The following is a 13,540-nucleotide window of genomic DNA, read 5'->3' as shown; positions in this document are numbered from 1 at the left end:
GGCTAAAAGATTTGGCGTAGAAATTCTCACACCCCAAGAAGCAGTAGGAGTCAAATTAGAAAACTCCTATCGTATTATTACTCTAGCTGATGGTAGCGAAATCACTTGTCATGCTTTGTTGCTGGCTACAGGAGTATCTTGGCGCAGATTAAATATTCCTGGTTGTGAACACCTTACAGGAAGGGGAGTTTACTATGGTGCAGCCAAAACAGAAGCGATCGCTTGTCAAGATGAACACATCTATCTTATAGGTGGTGCCAACTCCGCAGGACAAGCTGCCATGTACTTTTCCCAGTATGCCAGCAAAGTCACCATGTTAGTTAGAGGAAACTCTTTGACTAAGAGTATGTCCCAATACCTGATCGAGCAGATTGACGCGACTCCTAACATTGATGTCGTGACACATACCGAGGTGGTAGAAGTCGCAGGAGATAGTAAATTAGAGACTCTTACTTTACTACACAACGATACAGGAGAAAAAGAAACAGTTAATGCTACATCCCTCTTTATCTTTATCGGTGCACAACCCGAAACTGACTGGCTGGAGGGAGTCGTTACCAGAGATCGACGGGGTTATATTCTCACTGGTACAGATTTAAAACAAAACGGTCAACGTATATCTGGATGGCACTTAGATCGCGATCCCTTTTTGTTAGAAAGCAGTGTTCCTGGTATTTTCGTTGCAGGGGATGTTCGCCATCAATCAGTAAAAAGAGTAGCTTCGGGTGTTGGTGAAGGCTCAATTTCCATTATGTTCGTTCACCGTTATTTATCAGAAGTAAGAGCCTAAATTCAGGAATATTCAGGAATAAAGAGCAGAGGAAAATAGGGGTGTAGGGTTGCTGACAAGGGTATGTTTTTGAAGAGTGAACCTGCGGTGCAAAAGAAGCGGAATTTGTAATCCGTTTACACCCGTTACATCTTCGTGTTTACACCCGTCATATTGGGGTGTTTATCCCCATCGCATTTGGGGGCAAAGCGGTCAGACCCCGCGTTATGCGCGACGCGCGCCAGTAGGCTTCCTCAGCTGAGGAACGCCCTAAAGGACTCGCTTCCCTAAAGGACTCGCTCCGCATCGCGCGACCGAAGGAAGTCCTTTAGGGCGTCGCGCGAGTCATGATTTTCAATGGTTAAATTTAGTAAGGAAGAGCGGGAAATGGAGAAATTAGGAAGTATTTTTCCAGAATTTCAACCATAAATAAACAACTTTTTGCTCAAGTTCCATACTGAATGAAAGTGCATACTCACCGCTTTATTTAGGGAGTTTATGTCGCCCGTGAAAAACCTACCCTTATGAGAACGCCCCATCTCTCCATCTGTGTTCTACGAGGATGAAACAGCCCTACCAACCTTGGCGGATTTTAACTAATTTACTTTTAGCTTTTTAAAGTAACTTTTATCAATCGGATTTGTTATTACCCTCCTTGTTCAATGCACTCCATAACTTGCAAATAAGCTGGACTGTCTTGGTCGAGGGCTCTTTCTTCTCCGTAACTAATCTCACTGTAAATCGCTTTCTTGGCATTATCCGCAATTACTGCATTGGCAATTAACTCTAAAGCATCCAAACGTTCGATATTACTGTCTAAACGTTCGATATTACCCAATGCATCTAAATATTTTCTACCGTGGCTAGGACGAACTGATTCTTGACAATAGTTAGATAACTGTCGGCTTTTTGTCATGACCTCAAAGGCATAATCTTTCTCTACTTCCGTACCATACAAACCTTTATAAAGCAGATTTACCATAGAAGAGTCGTGGTTGGGAATTCGATACTTTTCTTCTATTTGAGGCCAGTATTTTAAGGCTTTTAGTCCTTCCAATGCTCCTTTTGTTAAACCTGCATTTTCACACCAATTTTCAAATTCTGCAATATCTACAGGGCAACGTCCGTGATCCATCATTCCTCTAGCTAAGGCTTGTCCCGCTTGGAAATTCCTGGTAGGTTTGCCCCTTACAGGAAGCATCATACTACCTCTGGCATCTGCTACTACTGCTGTTAACTGGGAAAAAGTATGATCGCGGACTCTTTCTGTAAAACCGCCTTTGTCTAGATTGGCTTCAATTCTGGGTACAGCGTAACCCAATTGAGTTAAAGCAATGGTTTGTTGATTATAAAGTTGATGACGGTCTTTGCGGGACATAGATACTGTTGCTGCTTGATCGAGACATTGATGCAACAGTAACGTTAGTAAAGTGGGTAAAACTCCTGGATTATCCTGATGATGTTCATAACCAAATCCTGCAAAGATGGATGCCATATTTTTGGCAGCTTTAATGTACTGGGCTTCAATATTATGAATACCAGAAGACACTTGAATATTGGGTGATAACTTATTAAGTATGTGTGCGCCCACTAGAGCGGTTAAAGCATTGGGATGGCAAAAATTAGCTGTAAAACTGTCTACAGGGTCTCTTAATGCACCGTGGCGATGAAAACCTGAAAAGAAGGCTAAATTAGGATTTTTCTCACACAATACATAAGAATCATTAGTTTCTGGATCGTGACTAAAAGAACCCGCAAGACAGGCTAATACAACATTGTTTTGCTTAAGCTTGTTTCTAATAGCACAAGCTTCAACAAGGTCTTTTTCGATATACTTACTGTTAGAACTGAGCAATACTAAATCGCATTTTTCGATGAGATATTCTAGATCGTTATGAACTAATTCACCGTCCTCTTTGTGACTAGCCATACGATAGGTTTTATCAACTTGTCTGGGATCCATTCCTCGAAGCTCATTCTCGGAAAATGCGCCGAATAAATCTCTTCCAGGTCGAGTGGCAAGTAATAAAGATTTTTCACTGTTCTGCATCGCTGAGTTGTATGCCAGAGAAGCAGGGTATAAACCAATGCTGTAAAAACCTACTTTGGCACTTCTACACAACTTACGAATGCGCGATCTAATAACTCTTTTGTCTAATGAGTTAGCAAAAAAACTGTTTTGCATTGTTCTTTCTCTATTAGCCTCTATGATTTAGCTTTGATTGAGTACTTATGATTTCTGATTACCTTCTTGGCTTCATCCTGCTTCTCTCACCTTGGTGATTTGATTTGTACTCATAATTTAGTTGCTGTATCATACCTTTAATACGTTTATACATCTAAATATATAGCTTACATATCTTTATATATCAGACATTCGTCATAATTCACAATAATACTTAGGATAGACACTAAGTTATTTTAACTGTATTGAGTAAAAAATTAGGCAATAAAATTTTATCAAAAATTAATTATTGTACTTAATAAATTAAGGTAAAGATAATAGACAGCAAAGAAGAAGGCGATCGCAGCACCTCATTGATTCAGAATCCAAAAAGCGATCATCAACCTTATTTGATACCAGATTTGATGATAAATCTTCTGATACCCAATAAAATATAATCTAAGTTGAAAATATTCTTTCTTTGAACCCACGATAAATAATGACGGATCGACCAGATTCTCTTTCTTCCCCAGATTATAATCCAGCCGAAGAATTAATCAATACAGATAATAACCATAATGAAATTAATCGGGATGCCGAGTTAGTTATTAACAGAAGCAACATCTCATCTACTACTCCTCAATCTGTAACCAACAAATCCATCAATAAATTACCCAGTAAAAAAAAGCCTCGCAGATTGCAGTTAACTCAATCTCAAGTTATTTTGCTGGCGTTAGTCGCTGTGGGGTTGGGGTTATGGTTCGATCTAGCTTGGCTAGGAATAAGTGGTGCAGTTGTCAGCTTACTTTTTTCTTTAGAGATAGTTTTAGGATCGGTTAAAGACTGGATTCTTAAGTTTTTAACCCCTCAAGAAAGAAGGAATATTTTCGGTTTTCTGGGTTTTCTGATTGCGATCGCTGCTTTACTAAAATATATTGGAGTATATAATATCATTAGTGGTTGGTTGAATCAATTTAAATACGATGAGTTTGGCTCTTGGGCTGATTGGGTAGGAGCTTTAGGACAAATTTCCATCGCTATTTTGGCGGTGTATGTTGCTTGGGCGCAATATGTTATTTCTAAAGATTTAACCATTCAGCAAAACCGTATTACCCAACAGCAAACTATTGATGCTTATTTTCAAGGCATTTCCGATTTAACTTTAAACGAAGAAGGATTATTAGAAGATTGGCCTCAAGAAAGAGCGATCGCTGAAGGTCGGACGGCTGCTATTTTATCCAGCGTAGATAAAACGGGTAAAGCAAAAATAATTCGTTTTTTATCACAATCTCGCTTATTAACTCCTTTGCAACGAGATAGTCGCTTAGGTCGCCCTATGCTAGATGGTTCTGGTGGTTACGCTGAAGATCGCCCCTATGGTACTAGAGTAATTGATTTAGGAGTCATGCTTGCAGGTGCAGATTTATCGGATCAAGATTTACGTTGGACAGACATGAGTGAAGCTAACTTGGTACGTACGAACCTCTATAGAAGCGATCTGGTAAAGGCAAATCTAGCTCGTACAATATTATATGAAGGAAACCTGGGTGATGCAGATTTAAAAAGTACAAAGCTTTTTTATGGCTTGCCTAAAACCGCTACCCCTCGCACTCGTAAAGGTATCCCTAATTATGAAACAGGAGAAAATACAGGAGTAGTTATCGAAAGAGCTAATTTTTCAGGTGTTAAAAGACTCAGTGACGAGCAACGTTATTATTTATGTGCGTGGTGTGGCGAAAAAGGAAGAGATAGAATTCCTGGGGGATGTGAGGGAATTCCTAATAAGTTGGGAAGGTAAATAGCTGTGCAGAATAAATTGTGTAGTCAGGAAAAGTAATAGGTCATAGCTGACAAGCTTACAAGCTAACAGAGAAGAAAAATGTGTAAATAATTGAATTGTGCCTGGGTAATTAAATTGTGTTAAAGATCGTGAAAAAAGTAAAATCTTGTGGTGTATTTTGCCTAACAACAACCGAGCCAAAATTCTTTTTATTGATGAAACATCCCCATCGTTATGACTTACCTAAAGGTCATATAGAACCTGGCGAAACTGAACTTGAATGTGCTTTAAGAGAACTATTTGAAGAAACTACTATTAAGCGAGAACAAGTTTGTATAGATAATAATTTTAGATTTGAGTCGGTTTATTATCCTAGATATAAACGTTTTGGTAATAAAAAAGTTGAAAAAACTTTGATAATATTTTTAGGAAGGGTAGAAAAAACCTTAAAAATTATTAGTAGTGAACATTATAGTTATGAATGGATTGAATGGAATCCTCCCCATAATTTACAAAATCAAATAATTGATTCTTTATTGCTATCAGTAGAGCAATTTTTGAAAACCGAAATATAATTAGTTTTTCTTAATATTTAGTATATTTAATTTGCTCTAAAGCTGTTTCTGCTTTTTCTGTTATCTTTTTAGGCAGATAGATATAATCATAATTTTCAGCTATTTTTTGACCATCGGATAGCACCCATTTTATAAAATTCTCGATCGCTTTTAATTTTTCGGTATTATCGTATTCTTGGTATATCAAAATCCAACTACAATAAATAATTGGATAAGAATTACTGTCAAGAGAATCTATAGTATTTAGTTGTAAATTTTCAGGTACTTCTATAGTTTGAAGAGTATTTTTTTGGTAGGAGTAATATAGTTACCTGCTTGATTTTCTAAACTAGCCATAGGCATATTAATATTTTTAGCATAAGAGTAATTTAAAAACCCGATCGAATTTTCCGTTTTTGCCAGTGTATCGATAAATCCTCTTCCTTTTGCTCCTATCCCAAAAGATAATTGGATATTTTTTGTTGTACCTATTTTGTGCTGCCATTCCTTACTGATTGCACTTAAATATTTAGTAAAAATCCAGTTTGTCATGCTACCATCTGCTCGATAAACCAGAGCTATTTTTTTATTGGGCAATTTTATTGAGGAATTTATTTTTTGAATTTGCGGATCGTTCCAATTAGTTATTTTTCCTAAAAATATATTGGCTAAAACTTCTCGCGACAATCGTAAATTATGCTTAATTTCTGGTAAATTGTAGACAACAGATATAGCATCTGCTGTTATTGGTAGAAAGACAACACCATTATTTACTTCTTTTATTTCTGCTTCTGTTATTTGGCGATCGCTAATAGCAAAATCAACTGTTTCTTGCTTAAATTCTTTAATTCCAGCAGTACTCCCAATTACTTCATATTCTATGTTTATATGAGGATAGATTTTTTTATGTTCAAAAAGCCAAGTATGTAATAAAGAAGCAGAGCCACCTTTTCCTATGATTGTAATTGGAGTTAATTTGGTTTTTATAGTTTGGCGATCGCAAGCAAATGAGACTAAAAATACTAGGGAAAATAAAAAAAGCAATTGCAGTATTTTTGTCTTTTTAAAAGCTAGAAACATCCTGCTTACATTATTTAGCACTATCTTATTTTTAACGAAAAATGATAGATAATTATAAGCTGGGCAATGCCCACACTTGAGTTTCAGGTGGTTAGCTCGAAGTGTAGTCTATCTCAGTCAAACCTTGTCTTAGTATAAGTTGCAAGACTTGCTTTCAAAGTATTCTGTTACTTAAAATCATGTCTTAAATTTTTTGAGATACATCTTCTTTAACTTGTTCCATAGCTTTTATGGCTTTATTTAATAAAATGATAGGGTCTTTAACCTCCATAATATACTTTAATGATAATAAGATTGAACAAATAAATAGTGTTCCAAAAGGATTAATTTCAAGCATATCATCAAGTTTAAGCTTCAGAAGTGCTTCAAAATAACCTGATATCAATAAAGAACCGATAAAAATATTATGAAACTGTTCACAGTATAGACGAGATAAATCAAGAAAAAATCCGCTTTTTTCCTTTAAGTTTCTTTCAATATTTTTAAAATCTTGAATCACTAGAGTGAGATTTTCTATAGTTAAATCAATATTTTCTTGTCGGAAATAGCGTTTTATAACATTTTTAAAGTTAAGAACCTGAATTTTACTCTCAGTATAAACATAAAGAATAAACCAAGAATATATAATGAACAGTAATATTAAACATGAAAATAATGAAAAATAAATTTTAGTAGTTTGGATTAAAAAGTATGAAGAAAAAATTATTACATTACTCAAAAGAAATAATGAACTAATAATAAAACTAATAAAAGTGAAAGGTACTTTAATAGTTACCGTTTTTAGTTTTGCTAATAAACTCTCTTTTTTTGACAGTTTAATAATATAAGATGATCTATTTTTCTTTTTTTCCTGTATCATGACTTCTCTTAATACTGATACGGGTTCGGGATGATTAAAATCTATAAAATAATTAATTATTGGCATGACTATTTTATGATGGGTATTAAAAAATAGGCAATATATACTCTCCAATAGTATATAAAATAAAATAATCACCAACAAAAACTAAGACAATAATTTTTACTAAAGACTATTGTGAATTACTTTTTTTTATTAAGATAATGAAACAAACTATTATTCAAGTTGATGCTTTTACAGCTACACCATTCCAAGGAAATTCTGCTGCGGTGTGTGTATTGGATGAGCCAGCAGATGAAACATGGATGCAATTAGTTGCTAGAGAGATGAATCTCTCGGAAACTGCTTTTGTCGTTAAGCAAGAAGATGGCTTTAATTTACGCTGGTTTACTCCTACTACAGAAGTGCCTTTATGTGGTCATGCAACCTTAGCTACTGCTCATACTTTATGGACAGAAGGGCATTTAGCAAAAGATTTAGAAGCTCGTTTTCATACCTTGAGTGGGTTACTCACTGCTAATTTAAAAGGTGATTGGATTGAGTTAAATTTTCCTGTAAATATTTCTGAGGCTACTACTACACCTAAAGATTTAGTAACCGCTTTAGGTGTACATTGCAAAACAGTAGTTAAAAATTCTCTTGGTTATTTAGTAGAGGTAGAATCAGCAGAGATAGTAAGTAATTTGCAGCCTAATTTTTCTCTATTAAAAACTCTGGATGTTTCTGATGTCATAGTAACTAGCGTAGGGGATAGTGATTCAGAATATGATTTTGTGTCTCGCTTTTTTGCTCCTGGTTTGGGTATAGATGAAGACCCCGTAACGGGTGCAGCCCACTGTTGTCTCGCTCCTTTTTGGCGGGATAAGTTGGGTAAGAATGAATTTTTAGCTTATCAAGCTTCTGCTCGTGGTGGAGTAGTTAAAGTTAATTATGATGGTGGCGATCAAGTGTTTTTACAAGGACAAGCTGTAACTATTATGCGAGGGGAAATTGAGAGTTAAAAATTAAGAAGCATTTTCTTTTTGCCATTCTCTTTTTACCCACATCTTACACGAGTACAAAAAAACTAAATGATTTTGGTTTGATCGTCAACACGGAAGTGGAATATGCTCTGGCGACCAGAGCATTTCCTCCCGTCAATTTCTCACCCTTCTTGCTCCGTCCTTCATGGGTCGGAAACCTCCGCACGGGCGGTGCGTGACCGAAGGGAATCCTTTAGGGCTTTTCCCTTTAACCTTTCAACTTATCGCTCCGACACCGTATTTTCTATCTGACTCAGTTGAGGTAGTTTAAAGCCGAGCGCACCAATAGAAAACATAGCGATCGCACATATCACATACAACAATGCCATTCCCGCACCTGCACCACTACCAAATATAGGTGCAAATAAAGAACTCAAAATAGTCTGTGACTGCATCGCAGGTTCTAATACGCGATCGCTGAGCGTTCCTGCTATTAGAGTGGCGATCGCGCTGACTAACTTGATAACTAGATCATTAGCAGCAAAAACTCGTCCCTGAAGTTCTGGGGGAACTGCTTCCATCCATAATGCAGTTTCCGAACTACCTAGCAGGGGAAAGTTGAGGGAAGAACAAAATTGAGCGGGTAGCCAAACAGTTAGATTTTGACCCAAGCCAAATATTGTTTTAGCAACGCCAGCACCCATAAACCCAGCCAGCATCCCATTAACACGCCGTCGTGTTCCGCCCCAAGCACTTAGCACAACTGCACCAGTGACACCACCGATACCTGCAAGAGAAAGAATCGCACTCAAAGCCTGAGAATTATTCCCCGAACGGGCGAGTATCATCGGATTGCTAATCGCGCCACCAAGATCGTGAGCCAACCAAAATAAAGCAGTAACTATTAGTAAAGTGCGCAAACTATCTCTTTGCCAAATATAACGAATCCCAAAAGTAACCTCTCCCCAGAAAACCTTAAATTTACTTACTTCTCCTCTGCCCTTATACTCTCTCTGCTCCCTCCGCTCCCCAGATGGTTGAGGAATCCGTATCCCAACCAAAGTAGCGATCGCCACAGCAAAAGTCGCTAGATCGATAGGTAAAATCCCTCCTAAACCAATAATCGGATAAAGCACACCAGCTATAGCAGGAGCAATGATATTTGAGCCATAGTGAACAACCGAATTCATGCTGTTAGCACGAGTGTAATTCTGGGGAGATACCAGTAAAGTAATAGATGTAGAATAGGCTAATTGTTGAATTTGACCAAAACCACCGTTAATTGATGCAGCTATATACAAATGCCAGATAGCCAGATTTCCCGATAAATGAAGAATTAAGATCCCTAGAGTCGAAGCAGCAGCGATCGCATCTCCTAACATCATTAAGTATTTGCGGTTAGCGCGATCGACTATTATGCCAGCAAAAATCGAGATAAAAATCCGAGGTAGTAGGGAGAAAAATCCTACTAAAGCCAAAGCCGTTGCCGATCTCGTTAGTTCCCAAGCCCAGAGAGTCAGGGCAAACTCGCTCATGTAGCTGCCGATGGTAGAGATTAGTTGACCGAACCAGATGAGGATAAATTTACGCACTGTTTTAGGAGGTAGAGATGCAAGGGAGCGAGGGAGAAAGGGAGCAGAAAAGATAAGTTATTTATTTACTTTGATTCGATGCTATTGAGTAACAAATCTGGTAAAGCTTCTAAAATCAGGCGATCGGTTAATGGTCCGCGAATATTACTACCCCACAGTTGATAATCGACAAAATATACTCGACCTTGCTGAAAAACTGGCATTGAGTTGAGCAGGGAATTTTTAGCCCATTTTTCCTGTAGGATAGCTTCAGGATGAGAAAAACTATCATTATTCCATGACAAAACTAGAATAATATCGGTTTCAATTTTGGGTAATATTTCCCAGGAAATTTCAGCATTGCCTTGAATACCTGGTGATTGAACTATTTCAAAGCCAATTGCCTTCAATAATCTACCTGTGGTACTTTCGGGTTGTGAATAAACATGAGTAGTTAAATTAGAACCAATTAACAATACACGGGGATAAGTTTGCAACACTGGTTGTAGTGGTGCGCGAGCTTGAGCGATTTGTGGATCGAATGCTGCTAAAAGTTCTTCGGCTTGGGCTTCTCGACCTAAAGCTTGGGCAATGCCTTCTATGTCCTGTTGCCAGACTTGCTGTCCATCTGCTCGTTCGTCGCTAAACAATAGAGTAGGGGCAATCTGAGTTAGCAAGGGATATTCATCTTTATTAAGCCACTTTTCTCCTAAGATTAAATCTGGTTGGACTAGGGTTAGTCGTTCGAGAGAAGGGGACTTACGATCGCCCAATCCGATAGGCTGTGTTGTAACCCATTTACCAATATAGGGAATTTGTGATGCTGGATTATCATAGGTTTGAATGTTTAAATCTTTTGTTTCAGCATAAGCTACAGGCTGTACCCCTAGTGCTAATATACTGTCTAAAATATGAGGACTGAGAGCAGCAACTTTTTGTGGTTCACCACATATTTCTGTTTCTCCCATCTCGTGGCTCACTAGACGACAAGATTCTACACTGGTAGCTGTAGAGCGATCGCTTTCAGGGAAATTAGAAGGACGACCGCAAGCCACAATTAAGATTACTGTAAAGATTCCTAAGATCGACCAAGATAGGTAACGATGTAATTTAGGCATAAGCAGAGGGAGCATGGAAGTATAGGAGGGGGCAGAGCAGGCTTAGAGCTTATGGCTTAGAGCTTATATGCGAAGCGGTATCCTTTAGGAGAGCTTTTTTCCTCAAAACTCTACTGAAACCGTTCCCTGAACAGTAAAAGGCGCACCAGGGTTAACAGTAGTACGGCTTTGCGTACCTTCAATAAATTCAGCATCGAAGAGATTTTTAAAGTTAAGGGCAGCTCGATAGTTTTCCTTTTCGTAGTAAATTGCAGCATCAACGCGAGTGTAACCATCCACGAAGAAAGAATTGTCTAAATCTCCCGCCCGTTCCCCAATGTAAAAAATACCTGTACCAAATCCCAATCCTGCCAAACTACCTTTTTGTAGGGTGTAAGCCGTCCAAAGATTAAAATTATGCTCTGGCACATTGTTAAGACGGTTGCCGACAGGAATTACATTATCTTCAGTTACTGTGGCATCAGTATAGGCGTAACCTGCAAAAATATTCCATCCAGGCACAATTTCTCCTGTTAGATCTAGTTCGATGCCTCGGCTATTTTGTTCTCCTGTTTGAATATCAAAATTAGGATTATCAGGATCTTCTGTAGTTACATTAGTTAAAGTCGTGTCGTAGAAAGCTAGGGTTGAAGATAGACGGTCTTTGATAATTTCAGTTTTCACCCCGATTTCAAAACCCGTTCCCCGTTCGGGATCGAAAGGCTCATTATTGACACCCGTTCCGCTGACAGGAGTAAACGAGCGGGTATAGCTTGCATAAAGAGAAACTGGTTCGATGGGTTGATAGACAATGCCAACACGAGGAGAAAAAACATCCGCTTCCGTTTCTGAGATTACGTCTAAGACTAAATCATCTGTTTCACTACTATAAGTATCGAACCGTCCACCAATTACAAATTGAAGATTATCTAATATAGCGATTTGATCTTGTAAATAAATACCAAAAGTATCATCTCGGAATTCTTGAATAGCAATCAATTGAAACGGTACATCAGTTGAGGGTTCAAAAGCTGAGGGGTTAAAAATATCAATCGTTCCTGATGGTCTTGCTTCTGCTTCAAAGCTGAAGAATCTCGTGGTATATTCCAAACCAAATAAGACCGTATGTTTTATCGAACCCTTATCAAATTTGACCGTCAAATCGTTCTGAAAGGTAAAAGTTTCGTAGAATTGATTGCCTCCACCCTCTCCTACAGGAAAATTACGCTCGTCTTCCGAGCCTCCAATAATTCCTGAAGTAGCACCTGCCCTACTGTCTGTAGCAGTAGTATAGCGTAGAAGAGATCGTAAAGACAGGTTAGAATTAAAACGATGGTCGAGATAGAGTTCGGTGCGATTTTCTTCAAGATCAACACGGATATCGGGATCTCCCAGAAAAGAATCAAAGGGAATATTGGCAACCTCGTTGTCGCTCAATACTACTAATCCGTCATCTATTGGTCGGGTATCGTTTAAGTAAGAATATTCCAAGGTTAACTCGGTATCGTCACCGATTTGCCAAGATAACGTGGGCGCAACAAAAAATCTTTCCGTCTCTACGCCATCTCGAAAGCTACCCGCGTTTTCGTAAGCAGCGTTTAAGCGATATGCTAAATTGCCATTTTCCGTTAAAGGTCCAGAAAAATCTAAAGTCGGACGGTAAAAATCAAAATTACCCGCCGTAAAAGCAAGCTCGTAAAATGGTTCGCGTAAGGGCTGTTTGGTTACAAGGTTAATAATTCCTGATGGTTCAGCACGTCCGAATAAGACTGAAGCAGGTCCTTTAAGGATTTCTACGCGATCGATATTGGCTAGTTCAGCTTGAGTTCGAGTCGAGAACAAATCATCCCTAAAACCATTGCGAAACCGCTCTGCTATAAAACCGCGAATAATAAATTGTTCAGAGCGACCTCCAGCAGAGTTGGAGAAGGTGACACCACTGGCATTTCGCACAATTTCTCTAACATTAGTCGCACCTTGGTCTTTAATTACTTGCTGCGGTATGACTTGAACCGAGGCTGGAGTATCGCGAAGTGGGATGTCAGTTTTAAGGGTTCTACTGGCATCAGGAACGAAGTAATCATCTTCATCTTCAGCTTCACCTGTGGCAATAACTTCGATTTCCTCTTCTGGTTCTGATTCTGCTGTCGTCCCATCAGGAGTGATGCTTAAAATCAAGTCGTCTCTACCAGGCACTAATTCTGCGCTTGGTGTTTGGTTTTCTCCCGTAATAATCACGCGAATACTGTTTTCGTTGACTTGATTGACTGTAACCCTACTAATTCCTGATGCGGGGTTGAGTTCTTCAATACCTGTTCTAATCGAGAATGCCAAAGTTGCATCCAGAATATCGATTACTAAATCGTTCCCGACTGGCTGAATCAACGGTACTAACCTTTCACTTCCTGCGACTGTCTCTAAGATTAACTCCAACCCCGACTCAGTTTGATTTACCTCTACTCCCGTCACGCGAGTCAAATTGCTCTGGGCAATATGGGTCGCGGTATCCTTTAGAACCAAATCCGCAGCATTACCTTCGCTCCTCTGTTCCCTCGCTACTCTGCTTCCTCCGCCCCTTATCTGGACTTTCGGAAAGAAACAAGAAAAAATAGCTATAAGCCTGGTATAGTGATACTTGTACTTGATTAAACTTCTGCCAATCCAGAATGAAAGAAACAACCCTATCAGCGATGCCACCATGCTT

At 38.6% G+C, this 13,540-nt stretch carries 11 protein-coding genes; 4 read left to right on the top strand and 7 right to left on the bottom strand.

What is annotated here, in order from left to right:
- Positions 1–790, top strand: a 790-nt coding sequence (locus tag H1P_RS23345; RefSeq protein ID WP_186376101.1) for an NAD(P)/FAD-dependent oxidoreductase, incomplete at its 5' end; no start/stop codon positions are given.
- Between the two features lie 625 nt (positions 791–1,415).
- Here the strand turns inward: H1P_RS23345 and H1P_RS23340 are convergent.
- Entirely contained in the window at positions 1,416–2,954 is a 1,539-nt protein-coding gene (locus tag H1P_RS23340; RefSeq protein ID WP_144871872.1) for a hypothetical protein, read from the bottom strand.
- A gap of 478 nt (positions 2,955–3,432) precedes the next feature.
- On the opposite strand from H1P_RS23340, the gene H1P_RS23335 reads away from it, so the two are divergent.
- Together H1P_RS23335 and H1P_RS23330 are read left to right on the top strand one after the other, a co-directional pair.
- A complete protein-coding gene (locus tag H1P_RS23335; RefSeq protein ID WP_144871870.1) occupies positions 3,433–4,731 on the top strand; it encodes a pentapeptide repeat-containing protein in 1,299 nt (432 codons plus the stop codon).
- A gap of 131 nt (positions 4,732–4,862) precedes the next feature.
- Positions 4,863–5,288 carry a bis(5'-nucleosyl)-tetraphosphatase gene (locus H1P_RS23330; protein WP_144871868.1) on the top strand — a complete coding sequence of 142 codons (426 nt, stop codon included), beginning with the start codon at positions 4,863–4,865 and terminating at the stop codon, positions 5,286–5,288.
- A 10-nt stretch (positions 5,289–5,298) separates the two neighbouring features.
- On the opposite strand, the gene H1P_RS36410 is transcribed toward H1P_RS23330, so the two are convergent.
- The 3 genes from H1P_RS36410 to H1P_RS23320 all read right to left on the bottom strand — a co-directional run bounded on the left by H1P_RS36410 (position 5,299) and on the right by H1P_RS23320 (position 7,272).
- The gene (locus H1P_RS36410) at positions 5,299–5,475 is read right to left on the bottom strand and encodes a hypothetical protein (protein WP_186376100.1); all 177 of its coding nucleotides are present in this window, start codon (positions 5,473–5,475) and stop codon (positions 5,299–5,301) included.
- An 80-nt stretch (positions 5,476–5,555) separates the two neighbouring features.
- Positions 5,556–6,347 (bottom strand): phosphate ABC transporter substrate-binding protein PstS, encoded by a 792-nt coding sequence (pstS, locus tag H1P_RS23325; RefSeq protein WP_144871866.1) that lies wholly within the window; start codon positions 6,345–6,347, stop codon positions 5,556–5,558.
- A 184-nt stretch (positions 6,348–6,531) separates the two neighbouring features.
- Positions 6,532–7,272 carry a hypothetical protein gene (locus H1P_RS23320; protein ID WP_144871864.1) on the bottom strand — a complete coding sequence of 247 codons (741 nt, stop codon included), beginning with the start codon at positions 7,270–7,272 and terminating at the stop codon, positions 6,532–6,534.
- A 137-nt stretch (positions 7,273–7,409) separates the two neighbouring features.
- Here H1P_RS23320 and H1P_RS23315 point away from each other — a divergent pair, with 137 nt between their 5' ends.
- Positions 7,410–8,207 carry a PhzF family phenazine biosynthesis protein gene (locus H1P_RS23315; protein WP_144871862.1) on the top strand — a complete coding sequence of 266 codons (798 nt, stop codon included), beginning with the start codon at positions 7,410–7,412 and terminating at the stop codon, positions 8,205–8,207.
- A 242-nt stretch (positions 8,208–8,449) separates the two neighbouring features.
- Here the strand turns inward: H1P_RS23315 and H1P_RS23310 are convergent, their stop codons facing one another.
- The 3 genes from H1P_RS23310 to H1P_RS23300 all read right to left on the bottom strand — a co-directional run.
- The gene (locus tag H1P_RS23310) at positions 8,450–9,814 is read right to left on the bottom strand and encodes an MFS transporter (RefSeq protein WP_144871860.1); all 1,365 of its coding nucleotides are present in this window, start codon (positions 9,812–9,814) and stop codon (positions 8,450–8,452) included.
- Positions 9,815–9,825: 11 nt separating this feature from the next.
- On the bottom strand, positions 9,826–10,857 hold the full coding sequence (locus H1P_RS23305) for an ABC transporter substrate-binding protein (RefSeq protein ID WP_144871858.1): 1,032 nt from the start codon (positions 10,855–10,857) through the stop codon (positions 9,826–9,828).
- A 102-nt stretch (positions 10,858–10,959) separates the two neighbouring features.
- Positions 10,960–13,540: TonB-dependent siderophore receptor (locus H1P_RS23300; RefSeq protein WP_144871856.1), on the bottom strand; the 2,581-nt coding region annotated here is incomplete at its 5' end.

Source organism: Hyella patelloides LEGE 07179 (assembly GCF_900659865.1).
Classification (GTDB): Bacteria; Cyanobacteriota; Cyanobacteriia; order Cyanobacteriales; family Xenococcaceae; genus Hyella; species Hyella patelloides.
This window is presented reverse-complemented; position numbering and strand designations above follow the sequence as displayed.